We start from the raw sequence: 18,757 nt of genomic DNA, 5'->3' as shown, positions 1-18,757 counted from the left end.
GCGCATGGCTCGCGCAAGTTCAGCCTGCGATAGCGGCACGGCGCAGATCGCGCGCCTTGGTCAGGATGATATCTTCGAGCTTCTGCACGGTGGCGGCTTGCACCGGCGCATCCACCCACTGCCCACCCTGCGAAACCTGACGGCTTGCGGCAACGCGCAGCGCATCGGCGCGCAGATCCTGATCGACGATCGAAACCGTCACTTTCACGCGTTCGCCGGGGTTCTTGGGGTTCGCGTACCAATCGGTCACGATCACGCCGCCGTTGCTGTCGGTCTGGAGCAGGGGCATGAACGACAGCGCATCAAGGCTGGCGCGCCAGAGATAGGAATTGACGCCGATCGTCGTCACCTGGCTGGCGGCGAGGTCGGCCTTGGGGCGCTCCTTCTTGCCGCAGGCCGTTACGAGGACGGCCATAGTCCCGATCATGATGCCGCGAACGATAAGCTTGCGGGTATTGCTACGGGCGTTGGCGGTCTTGATCACTACGAAACGATCCTTGGCTTGCGGTCCACCCTGTTTTGGGCAGCGCCGCAGGTTTGCGCGCATGTGAACGCGCCGTGTCAGCGCGCGTCTTCGATTTGAGCCTCTATCACCGCCGCGCGCCATGCGGCAAGCGGGATGAACATGGCGGCTTAATGGCTGACCAACGGGTGAACGTTCGCTGAACTTTGCTCCCACCTGTGGACATTGCGCCACACCTTCGAAGGATTGAGTCTGTCAGCGATGACAATTGCCCCTAGGCTACTGGAAACTTTCGGGCTTCATCCGTATTGAAGGGTGTCGGAAAAGCGCTTGCACCGGATTCGCTCAAAGGCAATCTTGCAGGCGTTATAACGGAGGACAGGGCGGCAGCAGGTTCTGCATGAACCGCCCGAAGTGGGGATAAGGCGTTTTTGCAATGTTCGGATGGGGCAGCAAATCAGCGGGAATGGGCGCACTGCGCCGCCGCCTGCGCTCGTCTGGCGTGCGCACGTCGCTGATTCTCGGCGGTGCCGTTGGTGCCGCCATGTTCGTCGCACCGACCGTAACTTCTGCTTTTTCCAGTGGTTTCGATGCCGCTCCGGTGAGTCTCGCAGCGCGCGGTGGCATCGGTTCGTTCACACCGGCGTCGGTGGATGAGCGCCTCGCTTCGCAGATCACAGTCCGCGCTTTGAAGAGCGGTAAGTTGTTCCGCTTCACGCCTGCTGGCACCGATGGCCGTCCGAATCGTTCGGTCACCGTCGCCGTGCGTGTCGATTCGTTGAGTGCGCAGGCTTTCTCCGTTCGCAAGACTTTGGCCGATGGCGCCGCTCCTGCGGGCGCCTCGGCTGTCCGCATCGCACCGGTCGCGTTCAATCTTGGCCTTGCGCGCGGTTACGCCAGCTTCGCCGCACCAGGGAATGTCGCTGCGCTTTCGCCGCTTAGCGATGTGCAGCGGATCGAAATGCCTGATCTGGCAAAGTTCAAATCTTCCACCCCTGCATCAAAGCCCAGCCGCTTTGCGCCCCGGATCGAGGCAGAAGGTCGCGATCAGGCAGGCCGCGCGCCGCGCACGCTTGAAGGACAGGGGGATTATCAGGTCGATCTTGGCGGCAGCTACCGCCTGACGCGCAATCTCAACGTAACTGCCGGCGTGCGCTATTCGCCGGAACGTGATCGCCTGCTGCCGCTCACAGATGGCAAGCAGGACAATCAGGCCGTCTACGTCGGAACCCAGTTCCGCTTCTGATGTGCCACTGAACTGACGAAGAACTGGTTTCGTCAGTTACTTTTGTCTGCGCAACTATTATCAATATTACACTTTGTTGCTGTTGGTTGCTTTGCAGCAATTCGATGCTGCACCTGCAGCAATTACGTATTTGGCAACTTGTCGCATCTCCGTCATGCACCTACCGTAGGTCCGAGAGGGATATTGGGAGGTTACTAATGTCGCGAGTTGCAGTGGTTACGGGTGGTACGCGCGGAATCGGTCAGGCAATCTGTCTGGCGCTCAAGGCGCAGGGGCGCTCCGTGGTCGCCAACTATGCCGGAAATGATGATAAGGCGCGGGCCTTTACCGCAGAAACGGGCATCCCCGCCTATCGCTTCGATGTGGGCGATCATCAGGCAACGCTGGATGGCTGCGCGCGCATCGCGGCGGAAGTGGGCGATATCGATATCGTCGTGAACAATGCGGGCATCACGCGCGATGGCGTGCTGCACAAGATGAGCTTCGATGACTGGAACGAAGTGATGCGCATCAACCTTGGCGGGTGCTTCAACATGGCCAAGGCCACGTTCCCCGGTATGCGCGAACGCGGCTGGGGCCGCATCGTCAACATCGGCTCGGTCAACGGCCAGTCGGGCCAGTACGGTCAGGTCAACTATGCCGCTGCCAAATCGGGCATCCACGGCTTTACCAAGGCGTTGGCGCAAGAAGGCGCAAAATATGGTGTGACCGTGAACGCTATCGCGCCGGGCTACATCGATACCGATATGGTTGCCGCCGTGCCCGCGCCAGTGCTGGAAAAGATCGTCGCCAAGATCCCGGTTGGTCGCCTTGGCCATGCTGAAGAAATCGCGCGGGGCGTGGCGTTTCTCACCGCTGACGAAGGCGCTTTCGTCACCGGCTCCACCATGTCGCTCAACGGCGGCCAGCATATGTACTGACGGGCCGAGGTCGATAGCGTAGGTGTTCGCGCAGCGGACGCCAAGTTATCGACCGGTGCCGCAGGCACGGCCGCCTCGTCTGACGTAGAGGCGGCGGCTTTGCCCTCGCCAGAGGGCTTACACACTGTTTGCATCGCTAAGCCTAAAGTCAGCAATTCGTGCTAACCTGCCGGAATGACCCCGCCTTATCACCCTCCGGTCAAGCGCTCGGTAGAGATCGCCGGGCACAAGACTTCGATCAGCCTCGAACCATTGTTCTGGGATATGTTGCGGGACGCGGCGGTGGCAGAAGGCGTTCCGGTCAATGCGCTGGTGGCGCAGATCGATGCGGACCGCATCGTCAGCAAGACGCCGCCGGGGCTGGCTGGCGCAGTGCGAATCTGGCTGGTAACTCGGCTCTTGGCCGAACCAGATCAGGAGGCCGCAGGCGCTGGCGCATCCTGAGCCGGAACCGTCGCTTCGGGCAGGTCTGGCAATTCGCGCTTGTCGAGCATTTCGGCGGCGGCATCCAGCGCCTCAGCCTCGTCGCGGGTAACCCCGCCGGGCTTTTCTTCCGCAGAACCGCAACCCGCCAGAACGGCCAGCAGCGCGGCGACAAGCGCGGTGCGTAAAGCTGTTCCGGCGGGCATGGGCGTTGCTCTGGCTTACTGGGCCGGGGTCGGGGCTTCGTCGCCCTCAGCGGCGGCGGCCTGTGCTGCGGCAGCAACGGCGGCGGCATTGTTGGCCGCATCGCGGGCGGCATCGGCTTCGGTGTCTGCTGCGGCAGAAGCATCGACTTCAGGTGCCGGTGCAGGGGCAGCCGCTGAAGGCTCCATCGCGGGCAGTTCGTCGGCCGGCATTTCCACGGTATCTTCCTCGGCAGCTTCGGAAGCATCGTCCGATTTGCCGCAGGCCGAAAGCGCAAGGGCAGCGGCTGCGACGATCGCGAGGCTTGGGTACTTCTTCATCGTATTACCTCTCATGAAGCCCGGTTAAGGGCTGATCAGGCGTAGACCTGCGACACTGGCAGGCAAACCGGACACATCATGGCGCAAAGCACGCATTGCCGGTCAGTGGCGGTCGTTCTATCGGGGCGCTTGGCCCAAGGCAATTGCAACCTGCCGCCCAAGGCGATTGTACCCTGCATATAGTATGTGTTGCTAACAGTTGATATAAAGACATCCTTATATCCGTTGACACGTATAAAGGTTTCTTTATATGCCTTTCCTCATGGCCATCCACGACGCCATTCGCGCGCTTGATGATCCCACGCGCCTGCGCATTCTGCGCTTGCTCGCCAGCATGGAACTGGCGGTGGGTGAAGTCGCGCAAGTGCTGGGGCAAAGTCAGCCGCGCGTCTCGCGCCATATCAAGATCCTGTGCGATTCGGGCCTTGCGGAACGGCGCAAGGAAGGGGCGTGGGTGTTCCTGCGCAGCGGCCTTGCCGAAAACGCCGAAAGCCCGCTGATCGCCGCCATCGCACGCCTGCTTGATGTGGCAGAGCAGCAGGACGCCGCTTTCGCCCGCCGCTGCGCCGAAGATCGTCAGCACCTCGATGCAATCCGGTCCTCGCGCGAATCCCACGCGCTCGAATGGTTCGCGCGCCACGCCGAAGAGTGGGACGAGTTGCGCTCGCTGCACATTGCCGATGGTCCGGTCGAATCCGCGCTTACCGATATGCTGCTTCGCCTTGCTGGCGATGCCGGGCTTGGTCGCCTTCTCGATGTCGGCACCGGCACGGGCCGCATTGCCGAACTGCTGGCACCCCACGCCGGGCATGTCGTCGCGTTCGACAAAAGTCCCGACATGCTACGCATTGCCCGCGCCCGCCTGCAGCACTTGCGGGCCGACAGCGTAGAACTGGTGCAGGGCGATTTCGCCCAACTGCCGTTTTCCGCGCGCAGCTTCGATACCGTGCTGTTCCACCAGGTTCTGCACTACGCGCAGGCGCCCGAAGCCGTGCTCGCAGGCGCCGCGCGCGTCACCGCGCCGGGTGGCCGCATCGCCATCGTCGATTTTGCCGCGCACGATCGGGAAGACCTGCGCCAGAGCCACGCCCACGCCCGCCTCGGCTTTTCCGATGCCCAGATCGAGGCGATGCTGGGCGATGCCGGTTTCGCCCCGCACGAAACGCGTGCGCTGGCGGGCCACGAACTCGTCGTCAAGCTGTGGACCGGCACCCGCCGGGAAGACAGCGTTACGCAACTCGAACCACGGCAAAGCCGGAAAGCCCCATGAACGCCAGCTACGACCAACTCCGCGAAGCCCGCACCGCGCTCGACACCCCGCTCTTCGCAGGGCTGCCGGGCGACATCGCTGTGTCGTTCGAATTCTTCCCGCCCAAAACAGACGCGCTGATGGCGCAACTGTGGGACGTGGTGGAAACGCTGGCTCCGCTGCAGCCCAAGTTCGTCTCGGTCACCTATGGCGCGGGCGGCTCCACCCGCGATCGCACCCACGGCACCGTCGCGCGCATCATCAAGGACGCCAAGCTTCCCGCCGCCGCACACCTGACCTGCGTCGATGCCACCAAGGCCGAAATTCGCGAAGTGGCTGAAAGCTACTGGGAAGCGGGCGTGCGCCACATCGTCGCGCTACGCGGAGACATGGGCGCACCCGGCGTTCCCTTCACCCCACATCCTGAAGGCTACGCCAACGCTGCTGAACTGGTCGCAGGCCTAAAGGAAATCGCCCCCTTCGAAATCTCGGTCGCCGCCTACCCTGAATCGCACCCCGATTCGCCCAGCGTCACCGCCGATATCGACAACCTGAAGCGCAAGCTTGATGCCGGGGCCACCCGCGCCATCAGCCAGTTCTTCTTCGAACCCGAAACCTTCTTCCGCTTCCGCGACAAGCTGGCCGCTGCGGGCATCGATGCGCCGGTCCTCCCCGGCATCCTGCCCGTCTCGAACGTTGCCCAAACCCGCAAGTTCGCTGCCGCCTGCGGTGCCGCGATCCCGGCATGGATGGACGGCCTGTTCGAAGGGCTGGATACGCATCCCGCCTCGCGCCAGTTGGTCGCCGCTACCATCGCCGCCGAATTCTGCCGCCGCCTCTACGCTGGCGGCGTGCGCGATTTCCACTTCTACACCCTCAACCGCGCCGAACTCTCCTATGCGATCTGCCACCTGCTTGGCCTTCGCCCCAAGGCTCCGGCGCTGGAGAAAGCCGCGTGAGCCTTACCCCTTCCACTGCCCGCATCGCCTTCCTTGAACAGGCCAGGCAGCGCATTCTCATCACCGATGGCGCATTCGGAACCGAGATCCAGAACTTCAAGCTTTCCGAAGCGGACTATGCCGGGACGCTGGGTCTGGCCAAGGACCAGAAGGGCAACAACGACATCCTCGCGCTGACCAAGCCGGAAGTGCCTGAATCGATCCACCGCGCCTACTTCACCGCCGGTGCCGATATCGCCGAAACCAACACCTTCAGCGCCAACCGTATCAGCCAGGCCGATTACGCCGCCGAGCATCTGGTGCGCGAAATCAACGTGGAATCGGCAAAGCTCGCCCGCCGCGTGGCGGATGAATTCACCGCCAAGGATGGCCGCCCCCGCTTCGTGGCAGGCGCGATCGGCCCGACCAACAAGACCCTCTCGCTTTCGCCGGACGTCAACGATCCCGGCTTCCGCGAGATCGACTGGGACCACCTCGTCGATGTCTATGCCGAGCAGGTTCATGCGCTGGTCGAAGGCGGCGCCGACTTCATCCTGATCGAGACGGTGTTCGATACCCTGAACGCCAAGGCCGGCGTCATGTCGGTCCGGAAGGTCGAGAAGGCGCTGGGGCGCGAAATCCCGATCATGATGTCGATGACGCTGACCGACCTGTCTGGCCGCAATCTCTCGGGCCACACGGTCGAGGCGTTCTGGTACGCGATCCGCCATGCCAAGCCGCTTACCGTTGGCCTCAACTGTTCGTTCGGTGCCACCCAGTTGCGCCCGCACGTAAAGGCGCTGTCCGAAATCGCCGACACGCTGATCATGGTCTATCCCAACGCCGGCTTGCCCAATGAACTCGGCGAATATGACGAAATGCCAAAGACCACCGCAGGTCTCGTCAAGGAATGGGCCGACCACGGGCAGGTAAATGTGCTGGGCGGCTGCTGCGGCTCCACGCCTGCGCACATCGCCGCGATGGCGCAGGCGGTGGCCGCCTTGCCTCCGCGCAGGATGGCCGTGCCCGAAACCGTTACCCGGCTCGCTGGTCTCGAACCTTTTATAATGGCTGCCTGATTTCCATGACCGATACATTTACCGGCTCCCGTTTCGTCAACGTTGGCGAACGCACCAACGTCACCGGCTCTGCCGCGTTCAAGAAGCTGATCCTTGCGGGCGACTACCCTAAGGCCGTCGAAGTTGCGCGTCAGCAGGTGGAAAACGGCGCGCAGGTCATCGACGTCAACATGGACGAGGGCCTGCTCGACGCGCTTGAGGCGATGACCACGTTCCTCAAACTGATCGCGGCCGAGCCAGACATCGCCCGCGTGCCGGTGATGATCGACAGTTCGAAGTGGGACGTGATCGAAGCAGGCCTGAAATGCGTTTCGGGCAAACCCATCGTCAATTCGATCAGCATGAAGGAAGGCGAGGAAGCCTTCCTGCACCACGCCCGCCTGTGCATGGACTATGGTGCTGCCGTGGTCGTCATGGCCTTTGACGAAAAGGGCCAGGCCGATACGAAGGACCGCAAGGTCGAAATCTGCGAGCGTGCCTACAAGCTGCTGACCGGCATCGGCTTCCCGCCCGAAGATATCATCTTCGATCCCAATGTCTTCGCCGTCGCCACCGGCATCGAGGAGCATGACAACTACGGGCTAGACTTCATCGAAGCCACGCGCGAGATCAAGGCGCGCTGCCCGCACGTCCATATTTCGGGCGGCTTGTCCAACCTGTCGTTCTCGTTCCGTGGCAACGAGATCGTGCGCCGCGCGATGCACTCGGTGTTCCTCTACCACGCGATCCCTGCGGGCATGGACATGGCCATCGTCAACGCAGGCCAGCTCGACATCTATGACCAGATCGACCCGGTCCTGCGCGAGGCCTGCGAGGATGTGGTGCTCAATCGCAAACCGGCGGCCGACGACGGAAAGACCGCCACCGAACGCCTGATCGAACTGGCCGAAAGCTTCAAGGGCAAGGACAAGGTTGCCGAGAAGGAAGCCGAGGAATGGCGCGGCTGGGACGTGGTGCGCCGCCTTGAACACGCGCTCGTCAAGGGCATCGACGCCTATGTCGTCGATGATACCGAAGAAGCCCGCGCGGAAATTGCCGCCCGCGGTGGCCGTCCGATCGAAGTGATCGAAGGCCCGTTGATGGAAGGCATGAACACGGTCGGTGACCTGTTCGGATCGGGCAAGATGTTCCTGCCGCAGGTGGTCAAATCCGCCCGCGTGATGAAGAAGGCCGTGGCCCACCTGATCCCGTTCATCGAAGCGGAGAAGGCCGAAGGTGCCAAGGCCAAGGGCCGGATCATCATGGCCACCGTCAAGGGCGACGTTCACGACATCGGCAAGAACATCGTCGGCGTGGTGCTTCAGTGCAACGGCTATGAAGTGATCGACCTTGGCGTGATGGTGCCGTGGTCCACGATTCTCGACACCGCGCAGAAGGAACAGGTCGATATCATCGGTCTGTCCGGCCTGATCACACCCTCGTTGGACGAGATGGTAACCGTGGCCGAAGAAATGCAGCGTGCAGGCATGTCCATCCCGCTGCTTATCGGCGGGGCTACCACCAGCAAGGTTCACACCGCGCTGCGCATCGATCAGGCCTATGATGGCCCCGTCGTCCATGTGCTCGACGCTTCGCGTGCGGTCGGCGTGGCCTCGCAGCTTCTGTCCGATACGCAGGCGCAGGGCTTCATCAAGGCGACTGCCGCCGATTATCAGCACGTGCGTGATGCGCGTGCGGGCAAGGGCGCATCAAAGCTGCTCAGCCTTGAAGACGCGCGCCTGAATGCCTTCGCGCCCGACCTTTCGGAAAAGGCCCCCCCGCCCGAACAGCCCGGTCGCCATGTGTTTGAAGACTGGGATCTCAACGATCTGGTGGAGTGCTTCGACTGGACCCCGTTCTTCCGTTCCTGGGAACTTGCTGGAACGTGGCCTTCGATCCTCGAAGACGAAGTGATCGGCGAATCGGCACGCAATCTCTATGCCGATGCCCGCGCGATGCTTGAAAAGATCATCAGCGAAAAGTGGCTGACAGCCAAGGGCGTCGCCCAGTTCTGGCCGTGTGCCCGTCACGGCGATGACGTGATCCTGCATCCGAACGACGATGAACTGTCGGTGCGCCTGCCGTTCCTGCGCCAGCAGTTCATCAAGAGCCGTGGCCGCGCCAATTTCTGCCTTGCGGATTTCATCGATCCGGCGGGCGACTGGATCGGCGGATTCGCGGTCGGCATCCACGGCATCGAACCGCACCTCGCGCGCTTCAAGGCCGATAACGACGACTATTCGGACATCCTGCTGAAAGCCTTGGCAGACCGCTTTGCCGAAGCCTTTGCCGAACGTCTGCACCAGCACGTCCGCACGACGCTCTGGGCCTATGCGCCCGGCGAACAGCTGACCAACGAAGCCTTGATCCGCGAACAGTATCGCGGCATCCGCCCCGCACCGGGCTATCCGGCCTGCCCGGACCACACGTTGAAGCCAATCCTGTTCGATCTGCTCGATGCCACCAACACAGCGGGCATCACGCTGACCGAATCGCAGGCCATGCTGCCCACGTCGGCTGTTTCAGGCTTCTACTTCGCCCACCCCGAAAGCCAGTACTTCGGCGTCGCCACCATCGGCCGCGATCAGTTGGAAGACTATGCGGGCCGTCGCGGCTTCGACCTGCCGGTCATGGAACGCTGGCTGCGGCCGAATCTCGATTGACGGACAAAAGCCCCTTCCTTTTCAGAGGAGGGGGTTGGGGGTAGTGGCTTCCCAAACCATTCGTCATCCCCGCGCAGGCGGGGATCCAGAGCGACAAAGCGCAACATCAATCCGGATTCCCGCCTGCGCGGGAATGACGAAGGTCGGGCGGCAGACTTACTCCAACCGGCCCTATTGCAACCGGCTGGCCGCCAGGCGTGATTGCGCGCGCCGCTGAAGATAATCGGCCTCCACGTCCGTAACGTCAGCTTGCCCCGCAAGCACGCCCAGCGCTGCGCCAAGCCCGTGATGCGCCAGTTCGCCCAGCGCCGCGTCGGTATCCTGCCCCAGCTCTGCAGCCAGCGCTTTCAGCACCCGCGCCATTTCGGCAAACTCCACTTCGCTTTCCCACGCCGCCTTGCATTCTTCACGGCGCACGAAGCTGTCACGCATCTCAAAGCCCATCGCAGATCTCCGTATCCGGCGAACCATCCGCCATGCAGCCAAGCTGTCAGGAGAAACGGAATCCACGCTTAACCCCTTGCCGCGCACCATGCCGGAGCGTGCGAATGGTTAAGCGGTAACCCATTTTTTACCGTCGCTTGCCTCTGCAACGGCTACGCGGCAAACAGGTGCGCATGACGCAGGCGATGGGCACCTCGGAAATCTTCCTGATCGCGCTGACGATCATCCTTGCCGTGCCCTATCTGGTGTGGCGGCTTCTGCGCACCGACTATTGGGCGCCGCTGGTCGTGGTGCAGATCGTGGGGGGCATTCTGCTCGGCCCCGGCGTGTTGGGGGCTGCCTTCCCCGATTACTACGCTTTTGTGTTCAACTCGCAGGTCATAGGATCGCTGAACGGCATCGCGTGGTGGGCAGTGATGATGTTCGTTTTCGTGGCGGGCCTTGAACTCGATATATCGGACGCTTGGGCTAACCGCCGCGAAACCGCGATTTCGGCGGCGGGCGCGCTGCTCACACCGTTGCTGGCCGGGGCTGCTGCCGCTGCGCTGCTGTTGCGTTCGCCCGGCTGGATCGGGCCGAACGGCACCTATCCGCAGGCGGTGCTGGGAATCGGCATGGCCTGCGCGGTTACCGCTCTGCCGATCCTCGTGCTGCTGATGGAAAAGCTCGGCATTTTCCGCGAACCGCTGGGCCAGCGCATCCTGCGCTATGCCAGCCTTGATGACGTGGCGATCTGGGGCGTGCTGGCGCTGATCCTCGTCGATTGGGAGCGGGTGGGACGGCAGGCGATCTTCCTTGTCGCCTTCGCGCTCGCATCGTGGGCGGTGCGCGCGCTGTTCCGGCGGCTGGGAGAGAACGACCGCTGGTATGTCTCGCTGGTCTGGCTCGCCGCTGTCGGCTTTGCGGCGGACTGGTCGGGCCTGCATTTCATGGTCGGCGCGTTTCTGGCTGGCGCGGTGCTGGATGCGCAATGGTTTTCGCGGGAGCGGTTGGACGGCTTCCGCCAGTTCCTTCTGCTTGCCGTGATGCCGGTGTTCTTCCTCTCCACCGGCCTGCGCACCAAGTGGGACGTGGGCGGCGTGGCGGTGTTTGGCGCGGCGTTTCTGTTCCTTGCCGCCTCGGTCGCCGGAAAGCTGATTGGCGTGCGCATCGCAGGCCGCATTCTGGGCTGGGCAAAGGGGGAGGCATCGGTGATCGGCTGGCTGTTGCAGACCAAGGCGCTGATCATGATCATCTTCGTCAACGTGCTGTTGGACAAGGGCATCGTCACCAACGAAACCTTCACCGCGCTGTTGCTGATGGCGGTACTCAGCACCATGCTGACCGTGCCGATCGTTACGCCGGGACTGAAGAAACTGGCCCTCTCGCACAAGTGAGAGTGGCGTTTCTGGCGCGCTTGGACAGTGTGTTTCCAAAGTGCACCTAGATGCACCTAAATGCACCAAAGCGCACCGGAGAGCGGCCAACATGACTGCAATCGACCCCATCACGCGCCTGATCGCCATCGAGGAGATCAAGCAACTTAAGGCCCGCTATTTCCGCTGCATGGACACGAAAGATTTCGTTGGATTGCGCAAGGTCTTTGCCGACGATGCTGTGTTCGACGCTTCGTGCTCGCTCTCCATCGAACCTGCCGCTGACGCCGAAAACTGGATTCATGCAGGCGGGGACAATATCGCCGCTTTCGTCGAAAATGCGGTCGCCGCGCTGCGGACCGTCCACCACGGGCACTGCCATGAGGTTGAAATCGTTTCGGAAACCGAAGCGCGCGGGGTGATTGCGATGGAGGACCAGATCTGGGACGCGGCCGGCAAGCTCTTCCTGCACGGCATGGGCCACTACCACGAAACCTACCGCAAGGAATCCGATGGCTGGAAGATCGTGACCAGCCGCATCAGCCGCCTTCATGTGATCGTCGGCGTGGATTGACCTCGCGCGATCTGCCATAGCGGGGGCGTGACCCTTTCCACGCTCGATTTTTCGCCGTCCGATGTGCTTGACCGTCTTCATGCGGTGTTTGGATTCACCGCGTTTCGTGGTGTGCAGAGCGATGTGGTTGAGCGGGTGCTGGCGGGGCGGTCCACGCTGGCGGTCATGCCGACCGGTGCGGGAAAATCGCTGACATATCAGTTGCCTGCGGTGATGCTGCCGGGGTGCTGCGTGGTGGTATCGCCGCTGATCGCGCTGATGCACGACCAGTTGCGCAGCGCCACCGCCAACGGCATCCGCGCCGCGACCTTAACCAGCGTGGACATGGACCGGGGGCAGACCATCGACCGGTTCCTGTCGGACGATCTCGATCTGCTCTATGTCGCGCCCGAACGCGCTAGCCAGCCGCATTTCCTTGAGATGTTGAGCCGGGGCCGGGTGGCGATGTTCGCCATTGACGAGGCGCATTGCGTTTCCGAATGGGGCCACGATTTCCGCCCCGATTACAGACTGTTGCGTCCGCTGATGGATGCCTTTCCCGATGTGCCGCGCCTTGCGTTGACGGCCACGGCGGACCGGCACACGCGCGCCGATATCCTCAGCCAGTTGGGCATTCCAGAAGAAGGGCTGATCGTCGCGGGGTTTGACCGGCCCAACATCCGCTATGCCATCACCCCGCGCGACAATCCGCTGCGGCAGTTGATGACCGTGATTGCCGAAAATCCCGGCCCCGGCATCGTCTATGCGCCGACCCGCGCGCAGGTGGAGAAACTGGCGAACCAGCTGGGGGCGAGCGGGAGGCCGGTGCGGCCCTATCACGCGGGGCTTGATCCGCAGGTGCGTGCGGCCAATCAGGCGGCGTTCGTGGAATCCGAAGACATGGTGATGGTGGCGACGGTTGCCTTCGGCATGGGGATCGACAAGCCCGACGTGCGCTTTGTGGCCCATGCCGCCTGCCCGAAAAGCATCGAGGGCTATTATCAGGAAACGGGCCGTGCCGGGCGCGATGGCGATCCCTCGGTGGCGGTGATGCTGTGGGGCGCGGAAGATTTCGTGCGGGCGCGGCAGCGCGTGGCCGAAGTGGAAGAACACCGCCGCGCCGGAGAGCGGACGCGGATTGATGCGCTGGCGGGTCTGGTCGAAACGCCGCACTGCCGCCGCGCGCTGCTGCTGCGGCACTTTGGCGAAAACCCGCCGCCAAGTTGCGGCAACTGCGACAATTGCCTGAACGCGCCGGGGGTGACCGATGCGACCGAGGTCGCGCGCAAGCTGCTGTCTGCCGTCTACCGCACCGGGCAATCGTTCGGCTTCGGCTATGTGGAGAAGGTGCTGACCGGCGTGGCCGACGAGCGGGTGATGCAGCGCGGGCACGATCAGCTTTCGGTGTTCGGCATCGTGGGCGCGGACGAAGCGCAACTGTTGCGGCCACTGGCGCGGGCACTGCAGGCGCGCGGCGCGCTGGTGGCGACCGAGCATGGCGGGCTGGCGCTGGGCGGCGAGGCGCGGGCGATCCTGAAAGGCGAAGCGGAAGTGCCGCTGGTGTTGGCGCCGAAGAAAGAGCCGCGTTCGGGCAGGCGCGCGCGTGGCGGCAGCGGGGCCGCGCTCAATCCCGTGGGCGATCCGGTGTTCGATGCGCTGCGCGCGCTGCGCCGCGATCTGGCGCGCGAGGCTGGCGTGCCGCCCTATGTGATCTTCCACGATTCGGTGCTGCGTGAGATGGCGGCCGCGCGTCCGGCGACCCTTGCCGAACTCGGCCAGATCGGCGGCGTGGGCGCGCGCAAGCTGGAGGCCTATGGCGACCGGTTTCTGGAAGTGCTGCGGCAATGGTGAAGCTAGGGCGGTGACGGAAGCGCAGATTCGCGCTTGACCAAGTGCTGCCTCGGCTTATCGACACTCCGAACCATCTGAACCGCCAGCCGTTCGCCCCTTGCGACAAGTTGCGACAAGCCTGTCAGAGCCGTTCATCGGGGCGCAAGCGAACGGGGCCTAGAACGGTTTTCGACGAGGCGGTCGAGGCGGGTTTCCCCCCTGTTGCCCGGTCTCCTAGTGGCCCCCCGTCAAGCGTGACGAACGCGAATGGAACCCTCGGACCAATGCCCCCGGTCCGAGGGTTTTGTTTTTTCATTCGATCTTTGCCCCCTGCGCGGCTGCGGACGGCAGCCTTCTTGCGCTTCCGGTGCTCACGACCATGAAGGTCGCTGGGCGCCGGTTCTCGAAGACCACCATCCTCGCTCACGCAGAGGCCAAAGCTCGAACGAAAAAATTGTGATGCCAATCCTCCCTGTTTTTGCGAAGCGCAAATGGGGAGGGGAACCGCCAGCGAAGCTGGTGGTGGAGGGGTGGTATCACGCGCCTAACGGTATAGTGTGTTGAGGTCATGGCCATGATGCACAACCCTCCCCATCCCGGCGAACTGCTTCGTGAAGAGGTGATTGAAGCGCTGGGCCTGTCGGTGGCCGAGGCGGCGAGTCGCCTTGCGATGTCGCGCCTAACCCTTTCGTGCGTGCTGAATGGCAAGGCCGGGATCAGCCCCGATCTGGCGCTGCGGCTGGAGCAGGTAGGGGCAAGCTCGGCGCGGGCGTGGCTGGCGATGCAGGCAAACTATGATCTGTGGCGGGCGCGGCAGCACCCACAGCCTGTTGTGCGGCGGTTGCAGGAGGCCGAAGAAGTGCTGTTATGCTAAAACAGGAGAGGCGCTGGAATTCGGGTGGACATGCTGCAATGATCCTTGCGGCCGTCCCTTATGCAATTGCGCAAGCGGGTCTCAGTTTCCCGGCTCCTAGCGTGTTTGCCCTGATTGGATTGTTTATCGCGGTGCCTATTACAGTTGCCGCCGCTATCATCACGCACAAATCGGAAAAAGGCAGCTTCAAGCGCGGCTTCGCTGTCTGGAGTGCGGCGGTTCACGGTATATTCGCAGTTGTCTTTGCTATCGTTGCTTTGCGGCAGCTTTGACGGCACCCCCACATCCCATCTAGCAATCGCCCCCCCGCAACCCTAAAGCAGCGCCATGATCTCGGTTGCCACATGGAACATCAATTCGGTCCGCTTGCGCGCCGATCAGGTTGAACGCTTTCTTACGCAGGAGGCGCCCGATGTCTTGTGCCTGCAGGAGATAAAGACGCCGGAGAATCTGTTTCCGCACGAGGTGTTCGAGAGGCTCGGCTATACCCACCGCGCGGTGCATGGGCAGAAGGGGTATCATGGCGTTGCCACCGTCAGCCGCATTCCGTTCCGTGATTTCAGCAAGCATGACTGGCAGGACAATGGCGAGGCGCGGCACATTGGCGTGGAGCTGCTGGGGCCGGGCAACGGGCTGATCATCGAGAACGTCTATATCCCGGCGGGCGGCGATGTGGCTGATCGTGAGGTGAACCCGAAGTTCGGGCAGAAGCTCGATTTTCTGGGCCGGATGACGCGCTGGGCGGAGAAGATCGAACGGCCCACGCTGATCGTCGGGGATTTCAACATCGCGCCGCTGGAGTGCGACGTTTACAATCACAAGGCGCTGCTCAAGGTTGTGAGCCACACGCCCATCGAGGTGGAGACGTTGCAGCGCTTTGCCGATGCGCATGGCTGGGTGGATCTGGGGCGCAAGCATATCCCCGCGCCGGAGCGCAACTATTCGTGGTGGTCCTACCGTTCCTATTGGCGGGCCAAGGATCAGGGCCGCAGGCTTGACCATATGTGGGCATCGCCGGAAGCGGCGGCGCAGACGCGCGGGCACCGTTTTGTGGAAGAAACCCGCAAGTGGGACCAGCCTTCCGACCACATTCCGCTGATTACCGAGCTGGATTTGTGAGCGAATCCAGGAATGTAGCAAGGGCGCTCGACGCGCTGCGCCACGGTTGGGCGATCCGCGTGACCGGGGCGGAGGGCGCTCTCGATCTGCTGCCTGCGGAGACGGCGTTCGTGCAGCCAGGCATCTATGCCGCGCGGCTGCTGATCTCTGCCGCGCGCGCCGCCACGCTGAAGCTGGCCAACCAGCGCGATGCCGCTGTGCCCGAAGCGCCGGTGATGATCCACGGGGCGGAACCGTTCAGCCTTTCTGCCGCGCGCAATCTGGCTGATCCTGCCGAAGACTTGCGCAGCCCCTTGCGCGGGCCGTTCAAGGCCGATCCCATCGTGGCGCACGATGCCGCCACCGCCGCAATGGAGATGGCGCGGCTGGCGGGTATCCTGCCGGCGTTCATGATCTCTACCGGCGTGGACATTGCGGCGGAGGTTTCCACCGCCGATCTGGCCGCGTTCAAAGACCCGCTGAACATCAGCATTCAGGCACGCGCGCGGTTGCCGGTGCACGCTTGTGAACATGCCGAAATCATTGCCTTCCGGGCGCGGGATGACTTGCGCGAGCATGTGGCGCTGGTGCTGGGCAAGCAGACCAGCGAGCGTGCGCCGCTGGTGCGGCTGCACAGCGAATGCCTGACAGGCGATGTGCTGGGCAGCCTGAAATGCGATTGCGGCCCGCAGCTTGATGCCGCGCTGGCACGCATGGCCGAAGAGGCCAATGCGGGCGGCTGGGGCGTGCTGCTCTATCTGCGGCAGGAGGGGCGCGGGATCGGGCTGATCAACAAGCTGCGCGCCTATGAATTGCAGGATCAGGGTTTCGACACGGTGGACGCCAACGAGCGGCTTGGCCTGCCGAGCGAGGCGCGCGATTTTCCGGTGGCGGCGCGGATGCTCGATCTGCTGGGCGTGCGCTCCTTGCGCCTGCTAACCAACAATCCGCAGAAGGTGGCGACGCTGGAGGGGTTGGGGCTGGAAGTGGTTGAACGGGTGGCGCACCAGCTTCCGGCCAACCCGCACAACCAGCGCTATCTGGAAACCAAGCGCGACCGGACGGGGCATCTGCTCCGCTAGAGAGCAAAGGCCCCGTCCTTGCCGGTTCAGACTGGCGCGCCTGCCACGGTGACCAGCACCAGCCCGGCGACCACCGCCACGAACAGCAGCGCACGAACCATATCTTTCGCGGTAAAGCGGTCGACATGTTCCGCGCGGAATTTGCGGTATCCACGCTGCGCCGCCGGATTGCTGGCCACGAGCGCCACGTCGAGCGCGCTGGCTTCGCGTTTGAACCAGTTGATCAGCAGGGCGTGTTCTTCGGGGGTGACATCGGGATAGGCGGTGAGCAGGGCTTCGACATGCGCGCGGCGCGCGTCCACCGCAGCCGCGATGGTTGAACTGTTTGCCATTGTTGTATTCCTGAAATGCGTTTGATCGGCGCCCGGTGGGGCGCAGCGGCAGTTCAGGAGAGGGGCGGTGCCCTTGGCGCAGGGCGCAGCAGCAGCGGCGCAGGCGCGGGTGGCGCGGTTTGGGGCGGCCAGAAGTGTTCAGCGTGCTCTACGGCGGGGGCAGGGGGAACCAGCGTTGTCACGGGCCTTGGCGGGGTGACGGGCACCATCGCACGCTGCACCTGAACCTTGCGTTCGGGCGCGACGGCCAGATCCACCGTGGCCGCGCTGAACGCCGATCCGGTACGCGCCTGCAACGGTGCCTCGAACGGCACCGTGGCGTGTGCCAGCACGGTCAGGGCAAGAACAAGCGCCCAGATCCGTCCGGCAAGGTTCAGGGAAAGGCGGCTCAACACGCCTTTAAGGTAGGGGCAGGGGCCGCCAAGGGCAAGTTCAGCGCTTTTCGAACTTGGTCAGGCCGCTACCCAGCGTGTTGGGACCGATGGATATCGCATCGCCCGACCAGTCTGCCACGAAGACCGATCCCCAGCGCACGCCCGGCGCAAAGCGCGCGTCGTTGCCGCTGACCAGCAGGCCTGCGGAACTGTGCGCGCGGCCTTCTGCGGCCACGGCGATGAAGGCGCTGTGGTTTTCCTTGTCCGGTCCCTGCACGAACATGTTGTCGGCGATCCGCCCGGTGGCTCCGGCGGAGAGGTCGATCATGTAGTTGGTGGTCTTGCCGCCGGTATCGTCAAAGCTGGATTGCGAAACGTCGACGCGGGCTGAGCGGGTTTTCACGTAGTGGCCACCACGTCCGGCTTCAAAGCGGGTGCGGCGGATCGTGACGCTGCCGTATTCCCCGAAGTAGACCGAATGCGCGCAGGACAGGCCACGGTCGCAGCGGCCAAGGCGGCTGAAAGTGGACTGTTCGATCAGCACCGCGCCGGTGGGATCGTCGGCAGAGAGGATGCCCTGTTCGCTATCGCGGAACCATGATTGGCGCACGGTCAGATTGCCGCGCTCAAGCCGGATGCCTGCGCCATTGGCATCGGGCACGCGCACGTTCTGGAAGATCAGCCCTTCGACGCGGGTGGAGCGCCCGCGCACGACCAGCGTGGCCTTGCCTTCACACGCTGCGCCATCGAACACGGTCTGCCCCGGCACTTGCGCCACGAAGCCGACATCGCCCGCGCCTTGCACCGCGCAATCGCGATAGACGCCGGGTTCGATCTGGATGGTGCCGGAGCCTTCGCCAATGGCGTTCACGGCATCCTGCAGGGCGGCGAAGGTGCGCCCGGTTTCGACGACGGTATAGGGCGTGCGCTGGCCCTGCGCGAACAGCGCTGTTGCCGGAATGGCCGCCACCACCGCGACGCCCAGCAGCATCACGGCAAGGCGCTGGCCATGATGGCGGCGCTCACGAAGGGCAAAAGGGTTCATCATACGCATCCTGTCCCGGCGTTCTCGGTGCCGGGATAGCGCGAAATGATTGACAGGCCCTTGCGTTCCAAGGGCTGGTCTAAGGGTTAGGCTTTGGGTGGTCTTCCCCGGCGCACAGGTTCTGCATCGGCCAGCTTGACGCCGCGCTTGGCCAGTGCCTCGCGCAGCAGGACTTCGATCTGGGCATTGGCAGAGCGCAGGTCAGCCGCCGCCGTGCGCTCGATCGCGGCGAAGAGCGCCGGATCGATGCGCAGCGGGAAGGCTTTCTTGGGGGCGGCTGCCACGC

22 protein-coding genes are annotated in these 18,757 nt (G+C 63.5%); 14 read left to right on the top strand and 8 right to left on the bottom strand.

What is annotated here, in order from left to right; translation table 11 throughout:
* Positions 1-19: 19 nt before the first annotated feature.
* Positions 20-427 (bottom strand): DUF3576 domain-containing protein, encoded by a 408-nt coding sequence (locus tag HGI47_RS00715; RefSeq protein ID WP_168851307.1) that lies wholly within the window; start codon positions 425-427, stop codon positions 20-22.
* A 502-nt stretch (positions 428-929) separates the two neighbouring features.
* Between HGI47_RS00715 and HGI47_RS00710 the strand changes: the two genes are divergently transcribed.
* From HGI47_RS00710 to HGI47_RS00700, 3 genes are all read left to right on the top strand, one after another.
* Positions 930-1,709: a hypothetical protein gene (locus HGI47_RS00710; protein ID WP_240949900.1), complete on the top strand. Its 780-nt coding sequence runs from the start codon at positions 930-932 to the stop codon at positions 1,707-1,709.
* Between the two features lie 197 nt (positions 1,710-1,906).
* Positions 1,907-2,629, top strand: a complete 723-nt coding sequence (gene phbB / locus HGI47_RS00705; protein WP_168850860.1) for an acetoacetyl-CoA reductase — start codon at positions 1,907-1,909, stop codon at positions 2,627-2,629.
* 174 nt (positions 2,630-2,803) lie between these two features.
* Entirely contained in the window at positions 2,804-3,073 is a 270-nt protein-coding gene (locus HGI47_RS00700; RefSeq protein ID WP_168850859.1) for a ribbon-helix-helix domain-containing protein, read from the top strand.
* Here the strand turns inward: HGI47_RS00700 and HGI47_RS00695 are convergent.
* Together HGI47_RS00695 and HGI47_RS00690 are read right to left on the bottom strand one after the other, a co-directional pair.
* A complete protein-coding gene (locus tag HGI47_RS00695) occupies positions 3,043-3,258 on the bottom strand; it encodes a hypothetical protein (protein ID WP_168850858.1) in 216 nt (71 codons plus the stop codon). The two genes, HGI47_RS00700 and HGI47_RS00695, sit on opposite strands and share 31 nt — an antisense overlap.
* Before the next feature lie 15 nt (positions 3,259-3,273).
* Positions 3,274-3,576, bottom strand: coding sequence for a hypothetical protein (locus HGI47_RS00690; RefSeq protein ID WP_168850857.1), 303 nt, complete (start codon positions 3,574-3,576; stop codon positions 3,274-3,276).
* A gap of 262 nt (positions 3,577-3,838) precedes the next feature.
* Here HGI47_RS00690 and HGI47_RS00685 point away from each other — a divergent pair, with 262 nt between their 5' ends.
* From HGI47_RS00685 to metH, 4 genes are read left to right on the top strand one after another with little or no spacing between them, the layout of a single operon-like run.
* Positions 3,839-4,846: a metalloregulator ArsR/SmtB family transcription factor gene (locus tag HGI47_RS00685; RefSeq protein ID WP_240949899.1), complete on the top strand. Its 1,008-nt coding sequence runs from the start codon at positions 3,839-3,841 to the stop codon at positions 4,844-4,846.
* Positions 4,843-5,784 (top strand): methylenetetrahydrofolate reductase [NAD(P)H], encoded by a 942-nt coding sequence (metF, locus tag HGI47_RS00680; protein ID WP_168850855.1) that lies wholly within the window; start codon positions 4,843-4,845, stop codon positions 5,782-5,784. The genes HGI47_RS00685 and metF overlap by 4 nt, the downstream gene beginning before the upstream one ends.
* Entirely contained in the window at positions 5,781-6,842 is a 1,062-nt protein-coding gene (locus HGI47_RS00675; protein WP_168850854.1) for a homocysteine S-methyltransferase family protein, read from the top strand. The genes metF and HGI47_RS00675 overlap by 4 nt, the downstream gene beginning before the upstream one ends.
* A 5-nt stretch (positions 6,843-6,847) precedes the next feature.
* A complete protein-coding gene (gene metH / locus HGI47_RS00670) occupies positions 6,848-9,484 on the top strand; it encodes a methionine synthase (RefSeq protein ID WP_168850853.1) in 2,637 nt (878 codons plus the stop codon).
* 171 nt (positions 9,485-9,655) lie between these two features.
* Here the strand turns inward: metH and HGI47_RS00665 are convergent, their stop codons facing one another.
* The gene (locus tag HGI47_RS00665) at positions 9,656-9,928 is read right to left on the bottom strand and encodes a hypothetical protein (protein WP_168850852.1); all 273 of its coding nucleotides are present in this window, start codon (positions 9,926-9,928) and stop codon (positions 9,656-9,658) included.
* Positions 9,929-10,113: 185 nt separating this feature from the next.
* Here HGI47_RS00665 and HGI47_RS00660 point away from each other — a divergent pair, with 185 nt between their 5' ends.
* The 7 genes from HGI47_RS00660 to ribA all read left to right on the top strand — a co-directional run bounded on the left by HGI47_RS00660 (position 10,114) and on the right by ribA (position 16,720).
* A complete protein-coding gene (locus tag HGI47_RS00660) occupies positions 10,114-11,304 on the top strand; it encodes a cation:proton antiporter (RefSeq protein WP_168851305.1) in 1,191 nt (396 codons plus the stop codon).
* Between the two features lie 91 nt (positions 11,305-11,395).
* Positions 11,396-11,857: a nuclear transport factor 2 family protein gene (locus HGI47_RS00655; protein ID WP_206065905.1), complete on the top strand. Its 462-nt coding sequence runs from the start codon at positions 11,396-11,398 to the stop codon at positions 11,855-11,857.
* Positions 11,858-11,884: 27 nt separating this feature from the next.
* The gene (gene recQ, locus HGI47_RS00650; RefSeq protein WP_370521583.1) at positions 11,885-13,687 is read left to right on the top strand and encodes a DNA helicase RecQ; all 1,803 of its coding nucleotides are present in this window, start codon (positions 11,885-11,887) and stop codon (positions 13,685-13,687) included.
* A 553-nt stretch (positions 13,688-14,240) separates the two neighbouring features.
* On the top strand, positions 14,241-14,540 hold the full coding sequence (locus HGI47_RS00645; RefSeq protein ID WP_168850851.1) for a HigA family addiction module antitoxin: 300 nt from the start codon (positions 14,241-14,243) through the stop codon (positions 14,538-14,540).
* Positions 14,541-14,641: 101 nt separating this feature from the next.
* Entirely contained in the window at positions 14,642-14,812 is a 171-nt protein-coding gene (locus HGI47_RS00640; RefSeq protein ID WP_168850850.1) for a hypothetical protein, read from the top strand.
* Positions 14,813-14,867: 55 nt separating this feature from the next.
* Complete coding sequence (locus HGI47_RS00635) at positions 14,868-15,659, top strand: exodeoxyribonuclease III (RefSeq protein ID WP_168850849.1); 792 nt, start codon at positions 14,868-14,870, stop codon at positions 15,657-15,659.
* The gene (ribA, locus tag HGI47_RS00630) at positions 15,656-16,720 is read left to right on the top strand and encodes a GTP cyclohydrolase II (RefSeq protein ID WP_168850848.1); all 1,065 of its coding nucleotides are present in this window, start codon (positions 15,656-15,658) and stop codon (positions 16,718-16,720) included. Before HGI47_RS00635 ends, ribA begins: the two co-directional genes overlap by 4 nt.
* Positions 16,721-16,746: 26 nt before the next feature.
* On the opposite strand, the gene HGI47_RS00625 is transcribed toward ribA, so the two are convergent.
* The 4 genes from HGI47_RS00625 to HGI47_RS00610 all read right to left on the bottom strand — a co-directional run bounded on the left by HGI47_RS00625 (position 16,747) and on the right by HGI47_RS00610 (position 18,755).
* On the bottom strand, positions 16,747-17,052 hold the full coding sequence (locus tag HGI47_RS00625; RefSeq protein ID WP_168850847.1) for a hypothetical protein: 306 nt from the start codon (positions 17,050-17,052) through the stop codon (positions 16,747-16,749).
* Between the two features lie 53 nt (positions 17,053-17,105).
* On the bottom strand, positions 17,106-17,444 hold the full coding sequence (locus HGI47_RS00620) for a hypothetical protein (RefSeq protein WP_168850846.1): 339 nt from the start codon (positions 17,442-17,444) through the stop codon (positions 17,106-17,108).
* Between the two features lie 40 nt (positions 17,445-17,484).
* Positions 17,485-18,471 (bottom strand): right-handed parallel beta-helix repeat-containing protein, encoded by a 987-nt coding sequence (locus tag HGI47_RS00615; protein WP_370521582.1) that lies wholly within the window; start codon positions 18,469-18,471, stop codon positions 17,485-17,487.
* 86 nt (positions 18,472-18,557) lie between these two features.
* On the bottom strand, positions 18,558-18,755 hold the full coding sequence (locus HGI47_RS00610) for a toxin-antitoxin system HicB family antitoxin (protein ID WP_168850845.1): 198 nt from the start codon (positions 18,753-18,755) through the stop codon (positions 18,558-18,560).
* Positions 18,756-18,757 lie beyond the last annotated feature (2 nt).

Source organism: Novosphingobium sp. ERN07 (assembly GCF_012641335.1).
GTDB lineage: Bacteria > Pseudomonadota > Alphaproteobacteria > Sphingomonadales > Sphingomonadaceae > Novosphingobium.
Note: the sequence above shows the minus strand (reverse complement) of the source record. Positions and strands in the feature narration are given on the sequence as shown.

Coding starts and splice junctions, on each gene's coding strand:
- HGI47_RS00635 (WP_168850849.1), top strand. CDS start 14,868: ATGATCTCGGTTGCCACATGGAACATCAATTCGGTCCGCTTGCGCGCC.
- HGI47_RS00710 (WP_240949900.1), top strand. CDS start 930: ATGGGCGCACTGCGCCGCCGCCTGCGCTCGTCTGGCGTGCGCACGTCG.
- HGI47_RS00690 (WP_168850857.1), bottom strand. CDS start 3,576: ATGAAGAAGTACCCAAGCCTCGCGATCGTCGCAGCCGCTGCCCTTGCG.
- HGI47_RS00645 (WP_168850851.1), top strand. CDS start 14,241: ATGATGCACAACCCTCCCCATCCCGGCGAACTGCTTCGTGAAGAGGTG.
- HGI47_RS00685 (WP_240949899.1), top strand. CDS start 3,839: ATGGCCATCCACGACGCCATTCGCGCGCTTGATGATCCCACGCGCCTG.
- HGI47_RS00655 (WP_206065905.1), top strand. CDS start 11,396: ATGACTGCAATCGACCCCATCACGCGCCTGATCGCCATCGAGGAGATC.
- HGI47_RS00615 (WP_370521582.1), bottom strand. CDS start 18,471: ATGAACCCTTTTGCCCTTCGTGAGCGCCGCCATCATGGCCAGCGCCTT.
- HGI47_RS00695 (WP_168850858.1), bottom strand. CDS start 3,258: ATGCCCGCCGGAACAGCTTTACGCACCGCGCTTGTCGCCGCGCTGCTG.
- metH (WP_168850853.1), top strand. CDS start 6,848: ATGACCGATACATTTACCGGCTCCCGTTTCGTCAACGTTGGCGAACGC.
- HGI47_RS00700 (WP_168850859.1), top strand. CDS start 2,804: ATGACCCCGCCTTATCACCCTCCGGTCAAGCGCTCGGTAGAGATCGCC.
- HGI47_RS00625 (WP_168850847.1), bottom strand. CDS start 17,052: ATGGCAAACAGTTCAACCATCGCGGCTGCGGTGGACGCGCGCCGCGCG.
- metF (WP_168850855.1), top strand. CDS start 4,843: ATGAACGCCAGCTACGACCAACTCCGCGAAGCCCGCACCGCGCTCGAC.
- HGI47_RS00660 (WP_168851305.1), top strand. CDS start 10,114: ATGGGCACCTCGGAAATCTTCCTGATCGCGCTGACGATCATCCTTGCC.
- HGI47_RS00715 (WP_168851307.1), bottom strand. CDS start 427: ATGATCGGGACTATGGCCGTCCTCGTAACGGCCTGCGGCAAGAAGGAG.
- HGI47_RS00665 (WP_168850852.1), bottom strand. CDS start 9,928: ATGGGCTTTGAGATGCGTGACAGCTTCGTGCGCCGTGAAGAATGCAAG.
- phbB (WP_168850860.1), top strand. CDS start 1,907: ATGTCGCGAGTTGCAGTGGTTACGGGTGGTACGCGCGGAATCGGTCAG.